This is a genomic window from Rhizobium sp. NFR07 (assembly GCF_900111905.1).
In the GTDB taxonomy this organism is placed as follows: Bacteria; Pseudomonadota; Alphaproteobacteria; order Rhizobiales; family Rhizobiaceae; genus Neorhizobium.
Genome location: NZ_FOKM01000007.1, coordinates 327,548 through 350,187 on the forward strand (window position 1 = coordinate 327,548; position 22,640 = coordinate 350,187).

The following is a 22,640-nucleotide window of genomic DNA, read 5'->3' on the forward strand; positions in this document are numbered from 1 at the left end:
GAAGCCTACCGCTCCCAGTCTTCCTTCTCGGGTTTCGGCCCGTTCCCAAGCCGGCGTTCCAGTTCCGCCGCCTGGGTTTCCGACATGCGCACATCCATCGTCACCGAACCGTCCTCGTTGTCCTTGCGGTCATCGACGATCGAGTTGCCGTAGATCCAGGAGACGAGCGACAGTTTGTCGGTCGGGATGGTGATCGAGGTCTCGGTCAGGACGCCGGAGAGGCGCTTGGCGATCTCGTCCATCAGGGCATCGAGCCCCTCGCCGGTGATCGCCGAGAGTGCCATGATGTTTTCGCGGCCCTTGGCGCGCTCGAACAGCGCGTCATGGGTTTCCGGATCGAGCCGGTCGATCTTGTTCCAGACCTCGATGAGGCGCTCGGAACTTTCCTTCTCATCAATGCCGAGATCGGCAAGGATGCGCAGGACGTCATGGGACTGGGCGGCATTGTCCGGGTCGGACATGTCGCGCACATGCAGGATCAGGTCCGCTTCCAGCACCTCTTCCAGCGTCGCCCGGAAGGCGGCGACCAGATGGGTTGGCAGGTCGGAGATGAAGCCGACGGTATCGGACAGGATGACGGTGCGGCCATGCGGCAGCTTCATGCGGCGAAGCGTTGGGTCGAGCGTCGCAAACAGCATGTCTTCGGCCAGAACGCCTGCACCAGTGATGCGGTTGAACAGCGTTGACTTGCCGGCGTTCGTATAGCCGACCAGCGCCACGATCGGATGCGGCACCTTGCGGCGCTTGGCGCGATGCAGCTGGCGGGTGCGGACGACCTGCTCGAGCTCCCGCTCCAGCTTGACGATACGGTCCTGCAGAAGGCGTCTGTCGGCTTCGATCTGGGTTTCACCCGGTCCGCCCATGAACCCGCCACCGCCGCGCTGGCGTTCAAGGTGGGTCCAGGACCGGACCAGACGGCCCTTCTGGTAGTTGAGATGCGCCAGATCGACCTGCAGCGTGCCTTCCTTGGTGGAAGCGCGGCGGCCGAAGATCTCGAGGATCAGGCCGGTACGGTCGATGACCTTGGCATTCAGTTCTTTTTCGAGATTGCGCTGCTGCACCGGCGTCAGCGGATGATCGACGATGACGAGACCGGCATCCTTCTCGTCGAGCAGCGCCTTGATCTCCTCAATCTTGCCGCTGCCCATCAGCGTCGCCGGACGCGGCTGATTGACGGAGACGATCAGTCCCTGCGCAATTTCCAGATCAATGGCGCGCGCAAGGCCGGTTGCCTCCTCGAGGCGGGCCTCGTTGGAGCGCTGCGGGACGGCGATCGCCGGCGCATCGCCCTGCCCGGTGCGTGCCCGTGTCTGCTTGAGCACGGGGACCACCACGACAGCACGCATATCGTCCCGGTGCTTCTCGGCTTCCGGGACGAGCGATTCGTTAGACGTATCTCGGTTCGAAATCTGTCTCTATCCTTACGCTGCGTTTTCTTCCGTCTCGAACATCTGCATCGGCTGGCCCGGCATGATGGTCGAAATCGCGTGCTTATACACGAGCTGGGAGTGCCCGTCACGACGAAGAAGGACGCAGAAGTTGTCGAAGGATGTGACGACTCCCGTGAGCTTGACCCCGTTGATGAGGAATATTGTCAGGGAAATCTTTTGCTTGCGAACGGTGTTAAGAAATAAATCCTGCAGGTTCTGAGAACGTTCCGCCATGGCGCCGCTTCTTTCTTTCTTGCCGGCTACACGCCGGGAAATGATAACGCATTAAGAGATGATCGGGAGACGCCCCGCGTACTCCCCCTTCCCCCGACATCTGGTTATCAAATCGCCGTCTTTTCCGCAATGTCGAAAAAGGCGTCCCGAATGCTGGATGCGACAGTGCCCGGATGGCCGTTGGCAATGGTCTTTCCATCAACTTCGATGATCGGCACGCAGGTGCCGGTGGCGGATGTGAAGAACACTTCGCGCGCCGCCAGCATGTCTTCCGCGGTGAACTCGCGCTCCTCGACGGAAAGCTGCAGCGATGCCGCCACATCGAGCACCGTCGTGCGGGTGATGCCGCGCAGGATGCCATGCTCTGCCGGGCGGGTGACGAGCGCACCGTCGGGCGTGACGATCCAGACATTGGAGGATGCGCCTTCCATGACGATGCCGTTACGGTCGATATAGATCGCATCCTGGGCGCCGGCGTCGCGCGCCTGCTGCTTGGCCAACACATTGGGAAGCAGGCCGACGCTCTTGATGTCGACGCGGTCCCAGCGATTTTCCGCCACGGTGATGACCTTGATGCCCGTCTCGTATTTCTTGCGTGCGATCGACGGATCGACCGACTTTGCCGTGATGACGAGCGTCGGAGCCGTGTCCGCTGCCGGGAAGAAGTGGTCGCGGCGTGCGGCGCCGCGGGTCACCTGCAGATAGAAGATGCCGTTCCTGACCCGGTTACGGCGCAGAACCTCGCGAATGACGACCGTCATGGCTTTGCGGTCCATCGGCGAGGCCATGCGCAACTCGCTCAACGAACGGTCCAGACGATCGAGATGCCGTGTCAGATCGACGATCAGGCTGTTGCGGACCTCGCAGACCTCATAGACGCCGTCGGCGAACTGGAAGCCGCGGTCCTCTACATGGACGGCAGCGTCCGTGTGAGGAAGATACTGGCCGTTGACATAGGCAATTCTCGACATGCTGTTCGCTTTATCCGGGCAGGAAGTCCCCTTGGCGAAACAAAGCGCCCGCCCGACGCCTTGCCGTCACATGATAACCGCGGCGACTCAGACGCCGAGTGACTTGAGCTTACGGTGAAGCGCCGAGCGTTCCATCCCCACGAATTCGGCCGTGCGCGAAATATTGCCGCCGAAGCGGTTGATCTGTGCGATCAGGTAGTCGCGCTCGAACATTTCACGGGCTTCGCGCAGCGGCAGCGTCATGATGTGGACATTGCCCTTTGACGAGACCTTGGGCAGCATGTCGCCGAGATCGGTCGGCAGCATGTCGGCGGAGATCGCCGTATCCGGACCGTCGGTGCGGGCGAGAATCATCAGGCGCTCGATATTGTTGCGCAGCTGGCGGATATTGCCCGGCCAGTCATGGGCCTGCAGCACCGCCATCGCATCATCGCCGATCTTTCGGCTACGGATGCCGGCCTGCTCGGAAACCTGGCGCATGAACATGTCGACCAGGAACGGAATGTCCTCGCGCCGTTCGGCCAGCGCCGGCACCTTGACCGGCACGACCGCCAGGCGGTGATAGAGATCCTCGCGGAACGCCCCTTCGGAAATCTGGTTTTCCAGATTGTAGGCCGTCGAGGAGATGATGCGGACATCGACCTTGACCCGCTTGGAGCCGCCGACGCGCTCGAACTGCTGGTCGACGAGCACGCGCAGGATCTTGTTCTGCGTCTCGCGCGGCATTTCGCCGACCTCGTCGAGATAGAGGATGCCGCGATGGGCCTCTTCCAGCGCGCCGATCTTGCGCGCCTGGCCGGGACCGCCCTCCGTGCCGAACAGGGCGATCTCCATGCGCTCGGGCGTGATCGTCGCGGCATTCAGCGCCACGAACGGCCCGGTCGCGCGGGAAGACTTGCGGTGGATCATCCGCGCCACCAGTTCCTTGCCGGATCCGGACGGGCCGAGGATCATGATGCGACTGTTGGTCGGCGCCACCTTTTCGATCGTCTGGCGCAGCTGCGACACGGCGACCGAGGTGCCGACGAGCTCGGCGGCATCGCCCGTCCGGCGCTTGAGTTCGGAGACCTCGCGCTTCAGCTTGGAGTTTTCCAGTGCCCGTTCTGCGATCAGGATCAATCGATCGGACTTGAACGGCTTCTCGATGAAATCGAAGGCGCCGCGCTTGATGGCCGAGACCGCCGTCTCGACATTGCCGTGGCCCGAGATCATCACGACCGGCAAGTCCGGATGGCGGGCCTTGACTTCGTCGAGCAGTGCCAGCCCGTCGAGCTTGGAACCCTGCATCCAGATATCGAGGAAAACCAGCCTCGGCACGCGGTCGGAGATCGCAGCCAACGCGCTGTCGCTGTCATGCGCCATGCGCGTTTCGTGCCCTTCGTCGGATAGGATGCCCGCAACGATTTCGCGGATATCCGCCTCGTCATCGACGACCAGAATGTCAGACGCCATAAGCAATTTCCTTGTTCTTATCACTGGCGGATGCGCCGGCCGCTTCGACATGCGGCAGAACCACCCTGATCATGGCACCCTTGCCATGATCGAAATCGGCGGGAGCGTCGTGCAATTCGAGCTGCCCACCGTGCTCTTCAATAATCTTCTTCACGATCGCGAGGCCGAGGCCGGTGCCCTTGTCGCGCATCGTCATATAGGGCTCGAGAATCCGGTGACGGTTCTCCGTCGGCAGGCCGACGCCATTGTCGATCACATCGACGATGAAGACCTCCTTGGCCGGATCGTAGCTCGAGCGCACCATCACCTTCTGACCGTCCCGCTCCTCGCCCGATGGCACCGACTCGATCGCCTCGACGGCATTCTTCACCAGATTGCCGAAGGCCTGACCCAGCATGCGCGCATCGAACAGGCCCTCGAGCGGCTGCTCGCCGAGTTCGCTGATGAACTCGACATGGCTTGCCCCCATTTCGCGCAGGAATATGGAATCCTTGAGGATGCCGCGCAGATCGGTGATTTCCTTCGATGGTTTCGGCATCCGGGCGAATGACGAGAACTCGTCCACCATGCGGCCGATATCGCCCACCTGCCGGACGATCGTGTCCGTGCATTGATCGAAGACCGCGCGGTCGTTTTCATCGATCTGCTTGCCATAGCGCCGCTTCAGGCGCTCGGCCGAAAGCTGGATCGGCGTCAGAGGGTTCTTGATCTCGTGGGCGATGCGGCGCGCGACGTCGGCCCAGGCGGTCGAGCGCTGCGCGATCACCAGATCGGTAATGTCGTCGAGCGTGATGACGTAGCTGTCATGCGGACTGCGCTGCTCTTCGCGGGTAACCTGCACGGACAGCGTCCGCTCCTTGCCGCCGCGCATCAGGTTCACCTGCTTGCGGAAATCGCCACGCGAGCGGGCCGTTGCCTCGGTCAGGACCGGGTCGATCTCGGGTGCCGCCTCCTGCAGTGTCTTGCCGATCAGGCTCTCGGCGCTGGCACCCAACATCTCTTCGGCCGACGGATTGACGATGGCGATGCGCCGGTCGTCTTCGACGCCAATGACCGCGGCCGTCACACCGGAAAGCACCGCCTCGATGAAGCGACGGCGGTCGTCCACTTCGTCCTTGGCTTCGAGGATCTCGTCACGCTGGCTGCGGATTTCCGAAATCATTTTGTTGAAGGTGCGAGACAAGCTACCGACGTCGCCATCGGCCGCGCGCACCGGCACCACCACGTTGAGATTGCCCGCACCGACGCTGTCCGCCGCACTGATGAGCAGGCGGATCGGGCGAACGATCCGGTCCGCGACCGCGATGGCCGCCCAGATGGCCGCCAGAAGCACGATCAGCGCGAAACCGAGATAGAGCACGGCGAAGGCCACCTGCAGCGACATGCGCCCGGCTTCCATCGCCTTGTATTCGGCGGTGTTCTCCTCCATCAGGCGCATGGCGTTCATGACCTTCGGATCGACCGCGCGGATGGTGTAGAGATAGGTGCCGGAGATAGCGTCCGTCTTGATCACAGCGCCGACAAGGTTCGTCACGCCAGGCGGAATGAGCGTCGGCTGACCGGCAGCCGCCGATTTCAGCGCATCGGCAGGGATCGCCGGCAGAGGTTTTTCGACCTTGATATCGGCCTGCGCGATCGCAGCACCATCCTCCTGCACCAGGAAGGCGCCGAGCAGGCCCCTGCCCCGCGCCTGGCGGGTCATCAGGTCGAGGAAACCGGTGCGGTCGAGATAGAACATCGCCCGGTTGCGCTCCAGGTCGTTGGACATGGAGACGGTCTGGCCCTGCAGATAGCTGGCATTTTCCAGCATGTAGGCGCGCGCCACGTCCTGCGAAGACTGCACGATCGACTGCGTGCGCAGCGAGAACCAGCGGTCCAGGCCGACATTCAGCGTCAGGCTGGCGAAGATCGCGACGAGAACGGCAGGCGTGATCGCCACGATCGAGAACAGCACGACGATGCGCACATGCAGCCGCGCCGCCGCACGGCCGCGATTGCGCGCACGCAGCAGTCGCGTCACTTCCCTGCCGATCAGATACATCAGCCCGAGGATGAAGAGTGAATTGAGGGCCGCCGAGGCGATGACGACATTGCCGGTCGGCGCGATCGGCGTCACGCCGAGCAGCACGAGCAGCGTCAGGCTGGCGCAGATCAGCGCGCCGCCGGCAAGCAGGATGCCCGGAAGCGCGAAAGAGGCGCGCCGGTCCTGGATAGCGGCCGCCGACTGACCGTCGGCAAGAGATGCCGTCCCGCCGCCAACCATCGCGTCCTCCGTCCTCAAGACCAAATGCCTTGTCGCCTGCACCCCTTGGGGGCCAGACGCATCAATACCGTTGAAAAAGGATGTCCGTCGCTTCGACCGTCACAGAATCAGGCGATCGAACCAGGGGCACCTGCGTGACCTCTAAGCAACGCATTGTGGCGAAAATGCAACGATGATGCGAGGCTGTCAAGCCGCGCGTGCATCAGTATCGCCTGAAACAAGTCTATTCACGCAATTCTTTGTGAAACGTTTGAAATTCCGCGAGCAGAGGCCGGCTGCCCGGTCCCTATTCTCGCGGACTTGCTTGCGAATACTAGGCGGAACGCGAGCTTCGATAGACCGAAACGCCGAGTTCGCGGATCTTCTTGCGCAGCGTGTTGCGGTTCAAACCGAGCAAATCGGCTGCTTTAATCTGGTTGCCGCGGGTGGCGGTAAGCGCAGCCAGAATCAGCGGATATTCCATCTCGGTCAGCACTCGATCATAAAGACCGGGCGGCGGGAGGTTATCGCCGAAGCTTGCGAAATAGCTGCGCATGTTTTCCTCGACCGCCTGGGCGATCGTCAGCGAACCGTTGCGCGGTGCCACCTTGTCGATCGGGCTGTCGGGAACATCGGCACGCAGTTCCTGCTCGATGATCTCGCGGGTGATGACGTCCTGCGGGTAGAGCGCCATCAGGCGACGCACGAGGTTTTCAAGTTCGCGCACGTTGCCCGGCCAGGCGTAACCCTTCATCACGTCGAGCGCCTCGTTCTCGAAGCGCTTGGGATCCAGCCCCTCCTTCTCCGCCATCTGCATGAAGTGGCGGACGAGATCCGGAATGTCCTCGGCACGGTCGCGCAGCGGCGGCAGGCGCAGCGGCACGACGTTGAGGCGATAGTAGAGATCCTCGCGGAACAGGCCCTGATTGATGAGCTGCTTCAGGTCCTTGTTGGTCGCCGCGACGATGCGCACATCGGTGCGAATAGGCGTGCGACCACCGACCGTCGTATATTCGCCCTGCTGGAGAACACGAAGGAGCCGGGTCTGGGCATCCATCGGCATGTCGCCGATCTCGTCGAGGAACAGAGTGCCGCCTTCTGCCTGTTCGAAGCGGCCGGTGGACCGGCTCTGGGCTCCGGTGAATGCGCCCTTTTCGTGGCCGAACAGTTCCGATTCGATCAGATCGCGCGGGATGGCCGCCATGTTGATGGCAACGAACGGGCCGTTGCGGCGCTTGCCGTAGTCATGCAGCGCACGGGCGACCAGTTCCTTGCCGGTACCGGATTCGCCGGTGATCATCAGCGTCAGGTCGGTCTGCATCAGACGGGCCAGAACGCGGTAGATTTCCTGCATCGCCGCCGAACGACCGACCAGCGGCATGCCGTCCTGCATGTCGTCGTCGAGGCGGGCCGGCTTGCGCTTCGGCTCGGCAAGCGCGCGGCCGACAATGGCGATCAGCTCGGTGAGATCGAAAGGCTTCGGCAGATAGTCGTAGGCGCCCTTTTCAGAGGCACGGATCGCCGTCATGAACGTGTTCTGGGCGCTCATGACGAGCACCGGCAGGTCCGGCCGGGCCTTCTTCATGCGCGGCAGAAGATCGAACGCGTTCTCGTCGGGCATCACCACGTCGGTGACGACGAGGTCGCCCTCGCCCGCGGATACCCACCGCCAGAGCGTTGCGGCATTGGACGTGATCCGGACGTCGTATCCAGCCCGGGTCAAGGCCTGGTTGAGGACCGTGCGGATGGCTGCGTCGTCGTCGGCGACAAGGATCGTGGCAGTCATTTAACGCTTCCTGTGGAGTTCAAGGCGCGGCCGTCGCCGGCGTCGTCCTTGTGCATGGGCATCAGAACACGGAATATGGTTTTGCGGGCCTGGCTGTCGCATTCGACGATGCCGCCATGGCCGCCGATGATCTTGGCAACCAGCGCGAGACCGAGGCCGGACCCGTTCGTCTTGGTGGTGATGAAGGGATCGAAGAGATGCGGCACGAGATCGGGCGGAACGCCCGGGCCGTTATCGATGACGCAGAATTCCAGCGGCAGCGAGATCTTGTCACGCGTGCCGGCGACCGAAAGCTTGATGCCCGGACGGTAGGCCGTGGTCAGCATGATTTCCGCATCCGGCTGGTCGTGGACAGCCTCGGCCGCGTTCTTGATCAGGTTGAGGAAGACCTGCACCAGCTGGTCGCGATTGGCATAAACCGGCGGCAGCGACGGATCGTACATCTCGGAAATCTTGATATCGCGGGCGAAGCCGGCCTTGGCGACCGCCTTCACGTGATCCAGCACCGAGTGAATGTTGAGCGGCACGCGATCGACCGGGCGCTCGTCGGAAAAGACCTCCATCCGGTCGACCAGCGAAACGATGCGGTCGGTCTCGTCGCAGATCAGGCGGGTCAGCGCACGGTCCTCGTCGGGAACCGAGGTTTCCAGAAGCTGTGCTGCGCCGCGGATGCCCGAAAGCGGGTTCTTGATCTCGTGTGCCAGCATCGATGCAAGACCGGTCACCGAACGCGCCGCCGCCCTGTGGGTCAGCTGGCGGTCGATCTTGTCGGCCATCGAGCGCTCCTGGAACACCACGACGACGGAACCGGGTTCACCGGCAACCGGCGCCACGTAGAGATCGACCAGCTTTTCCTGGCCGAGCCGCGGCGACGACAGATCGACACGGTATTCATTGACCGGCGCCTTGCGTTCGCGCACCTGCTCGATCAGCGCCAGAAGCGGGCTGCCGAAGGGGATGAAGCTGGAAATCTTGTATTTCGCCAGATGCGACGCGCTCGCGCCGAAGAAGGACTCGGCCTCCCAATTGGCGAATGCGATCTTGCCGGCCTGATCGACGAGGATAACCGGGTTCTGCACGGCGTTGAGAACGGCCATGGCGAGCGCCTGCCCGTGGGCGGCGTCCTGTACGGCGGACTTGGTCATGCGGCCTCCCTGTGGGACTGAGTGCGGCCGGCCATGGCGAAGATCGATGACAGACGGCTGATGACGTCATCCGGATCCCGGGCAACCATGACTGCCGCTTTTTCCTGTTGCGCCAGTTCCGGCGCGTAACGGTCGATATACCAGCCGAGATGCTTGCGCGCGTGACGCAGGCCCGCCTCGCGGCCGTAAAGTTCCAGCATCGCCTCATAATGCTCGATGACGATGGCGGCGATGTCGCATGCCGCCGGCGCGGCGTGTCCGGCGAGCCAGCCGATATGCCAGGGTCGCCCCTGGGCACCGCGGCCGACCATGACGGCATCGGCGTCGGAGCGGCGCAAAATATCGGCCGCATCCTCCGGCGTCTGGACGTCGCCATTGGCGATAAGCGGAATGGAGAGGACGTCGCGCACCGCGCGGATCGCATCCCAGTCCGCCTTGCCCTCGTAAAACTGCATGCGGGTGCGGCCATGTACGGTGATCAGTTGCGCGCCCGCTTCTTGCGCCCGGCGGGCAATCAGCGGCGCGTTGAGCGAATCATGGTCCCAGCCGAGACGCATCTTGACGGTGACCGGCACCGACACTGCTTTCACCGTCGCCTCGATCAGCGACAGGGCGTGGTCAGGATCGCGCATCAGCGCAGAACCGGAATAACCGCCGATCACCTTCTTGGCCGGGCACCCCATGTTGATGTCGATGACATCCGCGCCGTTATCGGCCGAGATCTTCGCGGCCTCTGCCATCCAGTGCGCCTCGCGGCCGGCCAGCTGCACCATATGCGGCGTCATGCCTGCGTTCTTAAGACGCGCCCAGGACTCGCCCTTGTTCATGACGAGCTCGCGGCTCGCCACCATTTCGGTCACGACAAGGCCCGCACCGAAACGCCAGGCAAGCTTTCGGAACGCGAGATCGGTGACGCCGGACATCGGCGCGAGCACCGCCCTGTTTCGGACGGTGACGGAGCCAATCTGGAATGGTCTAGCAAGATCACTGGAATGCAAATGATGATCTTTCAGGCAAGTAGGCATTTTGCACTATTTTTATTCAGGTAAGACGCGTTTGCCAAGAGAGATTCACAGGCTGCGTTATTTTTAAGCGACACGCTGGAAAAGCGGCTTTTGAGGCTATAGTTCTGCCGCTGTCAATCCAAATCGCTAGGACACGGGGACGACAACTCCATGACAATCGGTATCGTCATCGTCGCTGCAGGACGAGGTGAAAGAGCTGGGTCTCCAGACGAGGGGCCGAAGCAGTACCGTCCGATCGGCGGCCGTCCGGTCATTGCGCACACGCTCGAGACCTTTCTGAAATGGCAGAGGCGGGGCCCGATCGTGGTCGTCATCCATGCCGATGACGAGGCGCTTTATGCCGCAGCCACGGAAGGACTGGGCGATAAGGAGACGGTGGTGACCACTTTCGGGGGCGACACCCGTCAGCGTTCCGTCTACGAGGGACTGCGGGCGCTTTCCGGCACCGAGGCGACCCACGTCATGATCCATGACGCGGCGAGGCCCTTCATCGACCACGACATGCTGGACCGCATCGCAAAAGCCTTCGACGAGGGCGTCGATGCCGTGCTTCCGGCTGTCGCGGTGACCGATACGCTGAAGCGCGGCGGAAGCGACGGCCTGGTCCACGAGACCGTATCGAGGAACGGCCTGTACGCCGCCCAGACGCCGCAGAGTTTCCTTCTCTCCGAGATCCGTTCCGCCCATGAAAAGGCCGCGGCCCTTCGCCGCGACGACTTCACCGACGATGCGGCGATTGCCGAATGGGCGGGACTGCCGGTCGCCATCGTCGAAGGGTCGGTCGACAACATAAAGCTTACCGTCAGACGGGATATCGCAATGGCCGACGAAAAACTCTCCTCGAAACTCCCGGCAGACGCCCTGCCCGACGTCCGTTGCGGCAACGGCTATGACGTGCATCAGCTGGTACCGGGCGACGGCGTGACGCTGTGCGGCGTGTTCATTCCCCATGACCAGAAGCTGAGCGGCCACTCCGATGCCGACGTGGCATTGCACGCGCTGACCGACGCCCTGCTCGCAACCTGCGGCGCGGGCGATATCGGTGACCACTTTCCGCCATCCGACATGCAGTGGAAGGGCGCGCCTTCCAGGATCTTTCTGGAGCATGCGGCAAAGATCGTGCGCGAAAAAGGCGGCACCATCATGAATGCGGATGTGTCGCTGATTGCCGAAGCTCCCAAGGTCGGCCCGCATCGCGACAAGATGCGCGAAAATCTGTCTTCGATCCTCGGCATCACGATCGATCGCTGCTCGGTCAAGGCGACCACCAACGAGACGATCGGGTTCGTCGGCCGCCGCGAAGGCATTGCAGCGATTGCAACGGCCACGGTGGTCTATCGCGGTGAGCAGCATGAGCCTCTTTCCCTCTGATATCGATGAAGAAGCACGCCGGATCATCGCGGACTTTTCCGCCCGTGGCCTGATGGTCGCAACGGCGGAATCCTGTACGGGAGGCCTGATCGCCGGTGCGCTGACGGAAATTGCCGGCTCGTCGGCTGTCGTCGATCGCGGCTTCGTCACCTACACGAACGAGGCGAAGATGGACCTGCTGGGCGTGAAATCCACGACACTTGCAGCTTTTGGCGCGGTATCTAGGGAAACGGCGCTGCAGATGGCCCAGGGTGCGCTCTTCCGTTCGCGCGCAGCACTTGCAGTTGCCGTGACTGGCATCGCCGGCCCCGGAGGCGGATCGGTGGAAAAGCCCGTTGGCCTCGTGCATCTCGCCGCCCGTAACCGGCATGGCGCGATCATCCATCGCGAAATGCGCTATGGAGATATCGGACGGACAGAGATCCGGCTCGCAACCGTTCGCACGGCCTTCGAAATGCTGCGGGACGTGGCCGTCCGCTAAAGTCTCAGGCGGGGGTGTAGATCTTGTCCGCGCGCGTTTCGAATGCATCGGTGAACATGCGGAACGCCCGATCGAACATCGAACCCATCAGCGCGCCGAGAATCATGCTCTTGAATTCATAGTCGATATAGAAATGCACGACAGAGCCCTGCCCGCCATCGGCAGCCGGCTCGAACCGCCAGCGGTTGTCGAGATATTTGAACGGGCCTTCGATATATTTCACGTCGATCGCCTGTTCGGCCGGATTGAGCAGCACCTGGGTGGTGAAGGTCTCGCGGATCGCCTTGTAGCCCACGGTCATGTCGGCGAGCAGCAGCGTCTTTCCATCCCGCTCCTTGGTCGAACGGATGGAGAGAGCCTCGCAGAGAGGCAGGAATTCCGGATAGCGCTCGACGTCGGCGACGAGAGCGTACATCTTTTCGGGGCTGTGCTTGACGGGGCGGCGGATTTCGAACTTGGGCATGATCTGCAGTTAAGCGGACACCCTTTCAAGATCAAGCCCCGACGAGATCTAGCAGCTCGCGCGTCTGCCGCCGCGATGTGAGAACCAAGACAGGCTTATCGCCGGCGGTCTGCTGAAGGGCCGCAATGACGCGCGGAGCAAAAACGGCCTCCCAGGTCCAGACGAAGCGAAAGAACTCCCAATCGACCTTTTCCGGGCAACCGACCGCCATCTCAGGACGCGTCTCGCCTCGGTGTCTGGCCCAGCGGCTCAGTATCCCCCAGACATTGAGGTAGCGCGGCATCCGTACCCAGATCACCAGATCGCTACGCGGGACGCGGATATCGAAGGTCGAAGTATTGGTGCCGTCCATCACCCAGCGATTCCCGGCGATCAGACGCCTGGTGCGCGCAAGCTGATCTTCCTTGTCGCGCTGAATCCAGCCCGGCAGCCAAAGCACGTCGCGATCGATCGAGATATAGTCGAGCGCAAATCGCCGGCCGAGCTTCTGGGAGAGTGTCGACTTGCCGCCGCCCGAGCAGCCGATGACGAGAACGCGATCGGAATGCACAAGCATTTTTGCCGCATCCGCGATATTCACGGAGCGTATCGCAACTCGCTCGGATGTGATGTCCACCGTCAGCCTCCCCCGCTTTCAGTTTGATAAATTTCAAGTTAAAGAAATTTAATGTGCCCAAGGGCCGAGTTGTAATGTACCTGACATCGCAATCCGCGCTATATTGGTGCGTTGCAACATTCTGAAGACAAAACCATCCGAAAGACGCATACCCATGGACGATTTCGCACAGATGATAAAGCTGCTCGAATCCGCGAAGCAGCTCGCAGACATGAATGGGTTGCCGATGCTTGCCTATTTCATCGAAATGGCAAAGGGCGAGACGCGCGGACACAAGGCCACGCTGCGGGAACGCAGGCACGGCCAGGACAAGCCCCGCAAGATCGAGGCAGCCGAATAAGGATAAGACGCCGGGTGCCGCCTATTCGGCGGCAGCCAGCAGCTTCTTTTCGCGGTTCGCCTTGAGCCGCGCGAAATCGTCGCCGGCATGGTGCGACGAACGGGTCAGCGGGCTCGACGAGACCATCAGGAAACCCTTCGTATAGGCGACCGTCTCGTAAGACTTGAACTCTTCCGGCGTGACGAACTTCATCACCGCATGATGCTTGCGGGTCGGCTGCAGATACTGGCCGATCGTCAGGAAGTCCACGTCTGCGGTGCGCAGGTCATCCATCAGCTGCAGCACTTCGTTCCGCTCTTCACCCAGGCCGACCATGATGCCGGACTTGGTGAACATGGTGGGATCAAGTTCCTTGACCCGCTGCAGGAGCCGGATCGAGTGGAAATAGCGGGCGCCGGGACGAACCGTCAGGTAGTTGCCCGGTACGGTTTCCATATTGTGGTTGAAGACGTCGGGCTTGGCGGCGACGACGCGCTCCAGCGCACCCGGCTTCTTCAGGAAGTCCGGCGTCAGGATCTCGATCGTCGTATTCGGCGAGGCCGCACGGATCGCCCAGATCACCTTTTCGAAATGCTCCGCGCCACCGTCCTCTAAATCGTCACGGTCGACGGAGGTGATGACGACATGTTCGAGGCCCATCTGCTTGACGGCCTTGGCGACGTTTTCCGGCTCGGCCATATCGAGCGCATTCGGCTTGCCGGTCGCGACATTGCAGAAGGCGCAGGCGCGGGTACAGATCTCGCCCATGATCATGAAGGTCGCGTGCTTCTTGTCCCAGCACTCGCCGATATTCGGGCAGCCCGCTTCCTCGCAGACCGTGACGAGCTTGTGCTCCTTCACGATCGATCGGGTTTCCTGGTAGCCCTTGGAAACCGGCGCCTTAACGCGGATCCATTCGGGCTTGCGCAGAACCTCGGTATCCGGGCGATGCGCCTTTTCCGGATGGCGGACGCGCTTCTCATCAGTGAGATTCGTCCTGTCGAGAATGGTGACCATCTGTAACTGTCCTCAACCGCTCATATGGCGGGTATCGTCAACGTCTGACGAGTTTTGCGACGAATAGCAAAATGCACGAGCCGACGAAACCCTGCACCAGGTAACCCAGCCATCCGCTGGCGACATGGATGTTTGCGCTGTCGAAGATCGCATTGGCCAGAACTGCACCGACAATGCCGATCACGATGTTCATGAAGATGCCGAAGCGCATGTCCATCAGCTTGCCGGCCAGCCAACCCGCCAAGCCCCCGATGATGATTGCCGCAAACCAGCCCACGCCCATAGATAACTCCGTTAAATTCTTGCACTCGATATGGGAGGTTGTCTGCCCATCCGCAATGCTTTCCCCGACGTCTCTCGCCTCGGGGAAAGCCCCCCTCACCCCGCCTCCGCTACGCTCGGCGACCCTCTCCCCGAGGGGAGAGGAGGAACGGCAACGGCTCGTCAAGCTCCCTCTTCTCCCCTCGGGGAGAAGGTGCCCGAAGGGCGGATGAAGGGGATTTCTCCACTTAAGCGTTCAGCACCCGTCCATACGCATCAAGCACGCTTTCCTTCATCGATTCCGACAGTGTCGGATGCGGGAAGATGGTGTGCATCAGGTCTTCCTCGGTCGTCTCGAGGTTCATGGCGACGACGAAGCCCTGGATGAGTTCGGTGACTTCCGCGCCGACCATATGGGCGCCGAGCAGTTCGCCGGTCTTCTTGTCGAAGATCGTCTTGACCATGCCCTGGTCCTCGCCGAGCGCGACGGCCTTGCCGTTTGCGGCAAACGAGAAGCGGCCGACGCGGATGTCGCGGCCCTGCTCCTTGGCCTTGGCTTCCGTGAGGCCGACCGAGGCGACCTGCGGATTGCAGTAGGTGCAGCCCGGGATCTTGCTCTTGTCGGTGGCGTGGACATTCGGAAGGCCGGCGATCTTCTCGACGCAGACGACCGCCTCGTGCTCGGCCTTGTGGGCGAGCAGCGGACCGCCGGCGACGTCGCCGATCGCGTAGATGCCCTCGACGTTGGTCTTGCCGTAGCCGTCGATGACGACGAAGCCGCGATCGGTCTTCACGCCGGCAGCTTCCAATCCGATGTTTTCTATGTTCGCCTGCACGCCGATGGCCGAGATCATCCGGTCAGCGGTGATCTTTTCGGACGAACCGTCCTTCTTTTCAATCGTCGCGGTGATCGAGTTGGAACCCTTCTCGACCTTGGCGACCTTGGCCTCCAGATGGATCTTGATGCCCTGCTTTTCGAACTGCTTCTTGGCGAAGGTCGAAATCTCGGCGTCTTCCACCGGCATGACCTGGCTCATGATCTCGACGACGGTGACGTCGACGCCCATGGCATTATAGAAGCTCGCGAATTCGATGCCGATGGCGCCCGAGCCCATGACGAGCAGCGACTTCGGCAGCTCTTCCGGCTTCATCGCTTCGAAATAGGTCCAGATCAGCTTGCCTTCCGGCTCGATGCCGGGAAGCGCGCGCGGACGGGCGCCGGTCGCAACGATGATGTGCTTGGCGGTATAGGTGCCCTCGCCGAGCGTGTTCTTCGGCACCGGACCCTGCGGCTGGACGACCGGCTTGGAAATCTTGCCGACGACGATCTCGCCCGGCTTGGTGATCTTGGCTTCACCCCAGATGATGTCGACCTTGTTCTTCTTGAACAGGAATCCGACGCCATTGTTCATGCGGGCGGCAATACCGCGCGAACGGGCAACGATAGCCTTGACGTCCGGCTTGATCGAGCCCTCCAGCGTCAGGCCGTAATCCTTGGCGTGCTGGGCGGTGTGCATGACATCGGCGGTTCTGAGCAGCGCCTTGGTCGGGATGCAGCCCCAGTTGGAGCAGATGCCGGCGAGATGTTCGCGCTCGACGACGGCAACCTTCATGCCGAGCTGGGCCGCGCGGATCGCCGCGATATAGCCGCCCGGACCGGCGCCTATGACGATGAGATCGTAGGATTGAGCCATTGTTTCCTGCCTTTATCCTTGCATTTCCATTGGGCGGCCAGCAATCCGCGGCCTGCCATGTGAATTCTTCGTTGCTACAAACCGAGCATCATGCGGACGATCGGCTCGAGGCCGCGTCCGATGGCGCGGGTATTTTCGGCATCGAGATGAACGCCATCGACCGGACTGGTCTTCGCCACCGAACCGGCATCGAAAAAGCCGCAGCCGAGATCATCCGCGAGATCGCGATAGAGCGAGGCGAGCATCGTCGATTCCTCTCTCGTGCCGCGATAGACGGCCGAGAAGATCGGATCGGCCGTCTCGCTGAACGAGGGCGGTGAGACGATCAGGACATCCGGCGCATCGAAGTCGAAGGAATAGTCGTGATGGCGGATCAGCCCGACCAGCCGCTGGATGCCGGCGCGCGCGGCATGTGCCGAGCCCGCAATCATCGGCTTCAGGTCGTTGGTGCCGAGCATGACGATGACGAGATCGATCGGCATATGGCTGTGCAGCACCGTCGGCAGGTTCTTCACGCCATTGCGGTCGCAATCGGCCAGATGATCGTCATAACCGGTGGTACGGCCGTTCAGCCCTTCGGCGATGACCGTGACCTGCTCGCCAAGCGCCGCCTCCAGCACGCTCGGCCAGCGGTCTTCATAGGCATGACGACCACGGCCTTGCGCGTCAAAACCCCAGGTCAGGCTGTCGCCGAAGCAGAGAACGGTTTTCATGGGCGCACCTGCTGTTCCCCTCCCCCTTGTGGGGAGGGGCTGGGGGTGGGGGTGGCCAACGCCATTTCAATTCGCCTCAATACCGAAGGCATGTCCAACATCACTTCCCGGTTCGAGAAACGCATCACGCGAAACTCCTGGCCCCTCAGATAGGCATCCCGCTCATTGTCGCGAATACGCTGATCCCGGTCCTCGTGAATTTTTCCGTCCACTTCGACGATCAGGCGCCGATCGAGGCTGACGAAGTCGGCAACATAAGGACCGATAGCCATCTGGCGGCGGAAATGCGTGCCGGAAATCTCGGATAATTCCTTGCGAAGCGCCGTCCAGAGACGGCGTTCCGCATCGGTCATCGTCCTGCGTAGCTTCAGGGCGTTCCGGGCAGCGGATACGCTAGGCGGATTTGGTTTCTCTCGATTCCATGCCATCCAACGCACCTCCGGTCGATCCACCCCCACCCGTCCGCTCACGCGGACACCCTCCCCGCAAGGGGGAGGGAGACACGAACTACACCAGCATCGACATCGGATTTTCGATGTAGCGCTTGAAGGCGGAAGCCAGTTCCGCGCCGAGCGCGCCGTCGATGACGCGATGGTCGAAGGCGAAGGTCGCGGTCATCACCGTGCCGACTTCGATCTTGCCGCCGCGAACGACCGGCTTCTCGACGCCGGCGCCGATTGAAACGATCGAGGCCTGCGGCAGGTTGACGATCGAGGTGAAGCTCGAGACGCCGAACATGCCGAGGTTGGAGACCGAAGTGGTGCCGCCCTGGTATTCTTCCGGCTTCAGCTTCTTGTCGCGGGCCCGCTTGGCGAGATCCTTGACCTCGTTGGAGATGACCGAAAGCGACTTCTCCTCGGCCTTGCGGACGATCGGCGTGATCAGGCCGTCCGGGATCGACACGGCAACGCCGACATCGGCGTGCTTGTGCAGAACGCGGGCGGTCGAGGTCCAAGAGGCGTTCGCCATCGGGACATCGCGCAGCGCAAGCGCCATCGCCTTGATGATGAAGTCGTTGACCGAGAGCTTGAAGGCCGGAACCTCGCCCTTCTCCGTCTTCTTCACCGGTGCCGAGGCATTGATCTCGCCGCGCAGCTTCAGCATGGCGTCGAGTTCGCAATCCATCGAGACGGTATAGGCCGGAACGGTCTGGCTCGATTCGGTGAGGCGCGAGGCGATCGTCTTGCGCATGCCGTCATGCGGCAGAAGCTCGTAGGAGCCTTCCGCGAACAGCTTGAGCACGTTGTCGTCCGACGGACCCTTTGCCATGGCCGGAGCAGCAGCGCCGCCAGCCGGTGCGGCAGCAGCCGGAGCCGCCTTGGCGCCACCGGAAGACACGGCCTTCTCGATATCTGCCTTCACGACGCGGCCATGCGGGCCGGAGCCGGTGACGGCGGACAGGTCGAGACCGGCTTCCTTGGCGAGACGACGGGCGAGCGGCGAGGAGAACACGCGCTTGCCATCGGCAACCGGCGCCGGGGTCGATGCAGCCGGAGCAGCATCGGTGATCGGCTTGTCGGTCTTAGGCGCTTCCGAAGCGGTTTCAGCCTTGGCGGCCTCTGCCTTCGGAGCGTCGGACTTCTCTTCGGTCTTGGCAGCTTCTGCCTTCGGCGCAGAACCACCGCCGGAGGACGCGGCCGCCGAAACGTCTTCGCCTTCCTCGGCGAGGATTGCGATCAGGGCGTTGACCTTGACACCGTCCGTGCCGGCCGGCACGACGAGCTTGGCGACAACGCCTTCATCGACGGCTTCGACTTCCATCGTCGCCTTGTCGGTCTCGATCTCGGCGATCACGTCGCCGGACTTGACCGTGTCGCCTTCCTTGACCAGCCACTTGGAAAGGTTGCCCTCTTCCATGGTCGGAGAAAGGGCAGGCATTGTGATGTTGATAGGCATCGGGACCTCCCCTTACTTGTAGCAGACGGTCTTCACCGCCTGGACGACTTCACCGACATTCGGCAGCGCCAGCTTTTCGAGGTTCGCCGCGTAAGGCATCGGAACGTCCTTGCCGGCGATCGTCAGGACCGGCGCATCGAGATAATCGAAGGCCTGCTGCATGACGCGGGTGGCGATTTCGGTGCCGACCGAGTTCTGCGGATAGCCTTCCTCGACGGTGACCAGACGGCCGGTCTTCTTCACCGATTCGATGACGGTCGGCAGGTCCATCGGGCGGATGGTGCGAAGGTCGATCAGCTCGACATCGATGCCTTCCTTCGTCAGTTCCTCGACCGCCTTGACCGCATAGGTCATGCCGATGCCGAAAGAGACGACAGTGACGTCGGTGCCCTTCTTGTGGATGCGCGCCTTGCCGATCGGCAGGACGAAGTCATCCAGCTTCGGAACGTCGAAATGCTGGCCGTAGAGGATCTCGTTTTCGAGGAAGACGACCGGGTTAGGATCACGGATCGCGGCCTTGAGCAGGCCCTTGGCGTCGGCTGCCGTGTAGGGCATGACGACCTTGAGGCCCGGGATCTGGCTGTACCAGGCCGCATAGTCCTGGCTGTGCTGTGCGCCGACGCGGGCGGCAGCGCCGTTCGGGCCGCGGAACACGATCGGAGCGCCCATCTGGCCACCCGACATATACAGCGTCTTGGCAGCCGAGTTGATGATCTGGTCGATCGCCTGCATGGCGAAGTTGAAGGTCATGAACTCGACGATCGGCTTCAGGCCCGCCATCGCAGCACCGACGCCAACGCCGGCAAAGCCGTGTTCGGTGATCGGAGTGTCGATGACACGACGGGCGCCGAATTCCTGCAGCAAGCCCTGCGTAATCTTGTAGGCGCCCTGATATTCGGCGACTTCCTCACCCATAACGAACACGTCGCCATCGCGGCGCATTTCTTCAGCCATGGCGTCGCGCAGCGCTTCACGCACCGTGGTCGACACCATTTCGGTGCCGGCCGGGATGTCCGGGTCGTTGGCGACATCGATCTTCGGCTGGGCCGGGACCTTGTCGGAAGCGGACGATGCTTCGTCCTTGGCTTCGCGGGCCTTGCCGCCGGCAGCGTCCGAAGTCGCAGCCGGAGTGTCGGCATCCGCCTTGGCAGGCTCTGCCGGCTTTTCGGCCGACTGGTCGGACGAGATCGCATCGGCGCTTTCGCCTTCGGCGAGCAGGACCGCGATCTTGGTGTTGACCTTGACGTTTTCGGTGCCGGCTTCGACCAGCAGCTTGCCGATCACGCCTTCATCGACGGCTTCCACTTCCATGGTCGCCTTGTCGGTTTCGATTTCGGCGATCACGTCGCCGGAGGTGACCTTGTCACCTTCTTTTTTCAGCCACTTGGAAAGCGTGCCTTCCTCCATCGTCGGAGAAAGCGCGGGCATCAGGATATCGATTGGCATAGGGTTCCCTCCCCGCGATCAGAGCAGAATGTCGGTGTAGAGCTCGGACGCATCCGGCTCGGGATCGTTCTGGGCGAAATCGGCACTGTCCGAGACGACGTCGCGGATGTCCTTGTCGATTGCCTTCAGCTCGTCTTCGGTAGCCCAGCCGCCGTCGAGGATGCGCATGCGCACCTGTTCGATCGGGTCCTGCTCGGAGCGCATCTTCTGCACTTCTTCCTTGGTCCGGTACTTGGCCGGGTCCGACATGGAGTGACCACGGTAACGATAGGTCAGCATTTCGAGGATGATCGGACCCTTGCCGGCGCGGCAATGGGCAAGCGCCTCTTCACCGGCAGCGCGGACGGCACGAACGTCCATGCCATCGACCTGGATGCCAGGAATGCCGAAGCCGGAACCACGCAGCGAATAGTTCGACTGCGCCGTCGCGCGGGCGGTCGAGGTGCCCATGGCGTAACGGTTGTTCTCGACGATATAGACGATCGGCAGCTTCCAGAGTGCTGCCATGTTGAAGCTCTCGTAGACCTGGCCCTGGTTGGCAGCGCCGTCGCCGAAATAGGCGACCGAGACACTGTCATTTCCGCGGTAGGAATTGGCGAAGGCCAGACCGGTGCCGAGCGAGACCTGCGCACCGACGATGCCGTGGCCGCCGTAGAAATGCTTTTCCTTGGAGAACATGTGCATCGAGCCGCCCTTCCCCTTGGAATAGCCGCCCTTGCGTCCGGTGAGCTCGGCCATGACGCCGCGAGCACTCATGCCGGTCGCCAGCATGTGACCGTGGTCACGATAGGCCGTGATAACCTGGTCGCCTTCCTTCTGCGCCATCTGCATGCCGACGACGACAGCTTCCTGGCCGATGTAAAGGTGACAGAAGCCGCCGATGAAGCCCATGCCGTAAAGCTGGCCGGCCTTTTCTTCGAAACGGCGGATGAGCAGCATTTCGCGATAGGCGTGCAGCTCGTCGTCCTTGTTGAAGTCCGGCGTGTTCTTGCCGGTAAACTCCTTCGAAGCGGTCCTGGAAGCTGTTTTCGTTGCAGACTTTGCCGCGGGCTTGCGGCCGGACGTAGACGCGGATTTTGCTTGCGCCATCGATCCCTCCCTATGTGCTGCTCTTATGAACGAGAGGGCCGCCATGTCAAAATGACGCACCCTGGTTTCGCCGCGTAACATAGGGAAGAAAGCACGACCCAGCAATGCCATAATTGCATGGCACACATTCTTTTCAAGTCATTGAAATAACTTGAGAAATATCAAGTTAACCGGAATTCGGTTAATTCAGAAATAGTTGTTGAAGATGACGATTTCGTCCGAGCGCGAAACATTAAGCTGATACCGCGCGATTTCGTCCAGCATGTCCTTGTCGAGCGAGCCGTCGCTCATCAGATGCACCTGCCGCTCCAGCGCCTCTCGCTTGGCGGTCAGCGCCGCAAGCTCGGCGCTGCGCGCCAGCCGCTGCTTCTCAAAATTTTCGGTGGCGATCAGTCCGAGATCGCCATGGATCGAATGATAGCCGAAATAGGAGAGGAAAGCGACGGTGATGGCAGGAAGGACGAAACCACCGAACTTTCTCTTCTTATGATGTTTTGTCCACATGCCTCTTCGACGCCCTGATCCTACGCGGCAGGATCAGCTTCATGGATCCTGATGACAGTTGGTCCAAAATCGCAGAACTTGCTTAAGCATTCGTTTCTTCTGTGCGACGCAAAAAGGCCCGCGCTGGTGAACTGACCCCGGAAAGTTGGACCCAACTTTTCGGGGTTTTGCATGTCTAGATACAGCATATCGTTCAAGCAGTCGGTGGTGTCTGCCTATGCGGGTGGTACGGATGGTTTCCGTGCGATCGGCACTCGGTTCGGGATTGATCATTCGACGGTTCGCAAGTGGGTGGCAATCCATGCGGCTCACGGTCTTTCGGGGCTGGAGAAGAAGTTCAGCCGCTACGATGCCGAGTTCAAGCTATCGGTACTTCATCGGATATGGGAAGATGGGCTTTCCCATCGTCAGGCTGCGGCGGTTTTCAACATCCGCAACAAGAGCAGTATTGCCGATTGGGAGAGGCGCTACGAACGCGGCGGAAC

General features: G+C 61.7%; 23 protein-coding genes. 4 read left to right on the forward strand and 19 right to left on the reverse strand.

The window, feature by feature from the left end; translation table 11 throughout:
* Positions 1-5: 5 nt before the first annotated feature.
* The 8 genes from hflX to dusB form a co-directional block, all read right to left on the reverse strand.
* A complete protein-coding gene (gene hflX / locus BM216_RS17270) occupies positions 6-1,346 on the reverse strand; it encodes a GTPase HflX (protein ID WP_093000429.1) in 1,341 nt (446 codons plus the stop codon).
* 75 nt (positions 1,347-1,421) lie between these two features.
* Positions 1,422-1,664, reverse strand: a complete 243-nt coding sequence (gene hfq, locus BM216_RS17275; protein ID WP_007757453.1) for an RNA chaperone Hfq — start codon at positions 1,662-1,664, stop codon at positions 1,422-1,424.
* Positions 1,665-1,771: 107 nt separating this feature from the next.
* Positions 1,772-2,635: a D-amino-acid transaminase gene (locus tag BM216_RS17280; RefSeq protein ID WP_093000430.1), complete on the reverse strand. Its 864-nt coding sequence runs from the start codon at positions 2,633-2,635 to the stop codon at positions 1,772-1,774.
* An 87-nt stretch (positions 2,636-2,722) separates the two neighbouring features.
* A complete protein-coding gene (locus BM216_RS17285; protein WP_093000431.1) occupies positions 2,723-4,087 on the reverse strand; it encodes a nitrogen assimilation response regulator NtrX in 1,365 nt (454 codons plus the stop codon).
* Positions 4,077-6,350 carry a sensor histidine kinase NtrY-like gene (locus tag BM216_RS17290; RefSeq protein WP_093000432.1) on the reverse strand — a complete coding sequence of 758 codons (2,274 nt, stop codon included), beginning with the start codon at positions 6,348-6,350 and terminating at the stop codon, positions 4,077-4,079. The genes BM216_RS17285 and BM216_RS17290 overlap by 11 nt, the downstream gene beginning before the upstream one ends.
* Positions 6,351-6,663: 313 nt before the next feature.
* A complete protein-coding gene (gene ntrC / locus BM216_RS17295; RefSeq protein ID WP_093000433.1) occupies positions 6,664-8,115 on the reverse strand; it encodes a nitrogen regulation protein NR(I) in 1,452 nt (483 codons plus the stop codon).
* Positions 8,112-9,260 carry a two-component system sensor histidine kinase NtrB gene (locus BM216_RS17300; protein ID WP_093000434.1) on the reverse strand — a complete coding sequence of 383 codons (1,149 nt, stop codon included), beginning with the start codon at positions 9,258-9,260 and terminating at the stop codon, positions 8,112-8,114. Before BM216_RS17300 ends, ntrC begins: the two co-directional genes overlap by 4 nt.
* Positions 9,257-10,285 carry a tRNA dihydrouridine synthase DusB gene (dusB, locus tag BM216_RS17305; RefSeq protein ID WP_177230815.1) on the reverse strand — a complete coding sequence of 343 codons (1,029 nt, stop codon included), beginning with the start codon at positions 10,283-10,285 and terminating at the stop codon, positions 9,257-9,259. Before dusB ends, BM216_RS17300 begins: the two co-directional genes overlap by 4 nt.
* 150 nt (positions 10,286-10,435) lie before the next feature.
* Between dusB and BM216_RS17310 the strand changes: the two genes are divergently transcribed.
* Positions 10,436-11,656 carry a bifunctional 2-C-methyl-D-erythritol 4-phosphate cytidylyltransferase/2-C-methyl-D-erythritol 2,4-cyclodiphosphate synthase gene (locus BM216_RS17310; RefSeq protein ID WP_093000435.1) on the forward strand — a complete coding sequence of 407 codons (1,221 nt, stop codon included), beginning with the start codon at positions 10,436-10,438 and terminating at the stop codon, positions 11,654-11,656.
* Complete coding sequence (locus BM216_RS17315) at positions 11,637-12,137, forward strand: CinA family protein (RefSeq protein WP_093000436.1); 501 nt, start codon at positions 11,637-11,639, stop codon at positions 12,135-12,137. The genes BM216_RS17310 and BM216_RS17315 overlap by 20 nt, the downstream gene beginning before the upstream one ends.
* A gap of 4 nt (positions 12,138-12,141) precedes the next feature.
* Here BM216_RS17315 and BM216_RS17320 read toward each other — a convergent pair whose 3' ends face one another.
* A complete protein-coding gene (locus BM216_RS17320; RefSeq protein ID WP_093000437.1) occupies positions 12,142-12,600 on the reverse strand; it encodes a type II toxin-antitoxin system RatA family toxin in 459 nt (152 codons plus the stop codon).
* A gap of 31 nt (positions 12,601-12,631) precedes the next feature.
* Positions 12,632-13,156, reverse strand: coding sequence for a P-loop NTPase family protein (locus BM216_RS17325; RefSeq protein ID WP_244530221.1), 525 nt, complete (start codon positions 13,154-13,156; stop codon positions 12,632-12,634).
* 214 nt (positions 13,157-13,370) lie between these two features.
* Between BM216_RS17325 and BM216_RS17330 the strand changes: the two genes are divergently transcribed.
* Positions 13,371-13,556 (forward strand): hypothetical protein, encoded by a 186-nt coding sequence (locus BM216_RS17330; protein WP_093000439.1) that lies wholly within the window; start codon positions 13,371-13,373, stop codon positions 13,554-13,556.
* Between the two features lie 21 nt (positions 13,557-13,577).
* Here the strand turns inward: BM216_RS17330 and lipA are convergent, their stop codons facing one another.
* The 9 genes from lipA to BM216_RS17375 all read right to left on the reverse strand — a co-directional run bounded on the left by lipA (position 13,578) and on the right by BM216_RS17375 (position 22,155).
* Positions 13,578-14,552, reverse strand: a complete 975-nt coding sequence (lipA, locus tag BM216_RS17335; RefSeq protein ID WP_093000440.1) for a lipoyl synthase — start codon at positions 14,550-14,552, stop codon at positions 13,578-13,580.
* Positions 14,553-14,589: 37 nt separating this feature from the next.
* The gene (locus tag BM216_RS17340; protein ID WP_093000441.1) at positions 14,590-14,835 is read right to left on the reverse strand and encodes a GlsB/YeaQ/YmgE family stress response membrane protein; all 246 of its coding nucleotides are present in this window, start codon (positions 14,833-14,835) and stop codon (positions 14,590-14,592) included.
* A 226-nt stretch (positions 14,836-15,061) separates the two neighbouring features.
* Positions 15,062-16,507, reverse strand: coding sequence for a dihydrolipoyl dehydrogenase (lpdA, locus tag BM216_RS17345; RefSeq protein ID WP_093000442.1), 1,446 nt, complete (start codon positions 16,505-16,507; stop codon positions 15,062-15,064).
* 74 nt (positions 16,508-16,581) lie between these two features.
* A complete protein-coding gene (locus tag BM216_RS17350; RefSeq protein ID WP_093000443.1) occupies positions 16,582-17,220 on the reverse strand; it encodes an SGNH/GDSL hydrolase family protein in 639 nt (212 codons plus the stop codon).
* Positions 17,217-17,648 (reverse strand): endonuclease domain-containing protein, encoded by a 432-nt coding sequence (locus BM216_RS17355; RefSeq protein WP_093000444.1) that lies wholly within the window; start codon positions 17,646-17,648, stop codon positions 17,217-17,219. Before BM216_RS17355 ends, BM216_RS17350 begins: the two co-directional genes overlap by 4 nt.
* Positions 17,649-17,727: 79 nt before the next feature.
* Complete coding sequence (locus BM216_RS17360) at positions 17,728-19,116, reverse strand: pyruvate dehydrogenase complex dihydrolipoamide acetyltransferase (RefSeq protein WP_093000445.1); 1,389 nt, start codon at positions 19,114-19,116, stop codon at positions 17,728-17,730.
* A gap of 12 nt (positions 19,117-19,128) precedes the next feature.
* Complete coding sequence (locus BM216_RS17365; RefSeq protein ID WP_093000446.1) at positions 19,129-20,562, reverse strand: pyruvate dehydrogenase complex E1 component subunit beta; 1,434 nt, start codon at positions 20,560-20,562, stop codon at positions 19,129-19,131.
* 18 nt (positions 20,563-20,580) lie between these two features.
* Positions 20,581-21,651, reverse strand: a complete 1,071-nt coding sequence (gene pdhA / locus BM216_RS17370) for a pyruvate dehydrogenase (acetyl-transferring) E1 component subunit alpha (protein WP_093000447.1) — start codon at positions 21,649-21,651, stop codon at positions 20,581-20,583.
* A gap of 186 nt (positions 21,652-21,837) precedes the next feature.
* Positions 21,838-22,155 (reverse strand): FtsB family cell division protein, encoded by a 318-nt coding sequence (locus tag BM216_RS17375; RefSeq protein ID WP_093000448.1) that lies wholly within the window; start codon positions 22,153-22,155, stop codon positions 21,838-21,840.
* A gap of 171 nt (positions 22,156-22,326) precedes the next feature.
* Between BM216_RS17375 and BM216_RS17380 the strand changes: the two genes are divergently transcribed.
* On the forward strand, positions 22,327-22,640 hold a 314-nt coding region (locus BM216_RS17380; RefSeq protein ID WP_143102789.1), incomplete at its 3' end, for a helix-turn-helix domain-containing protein.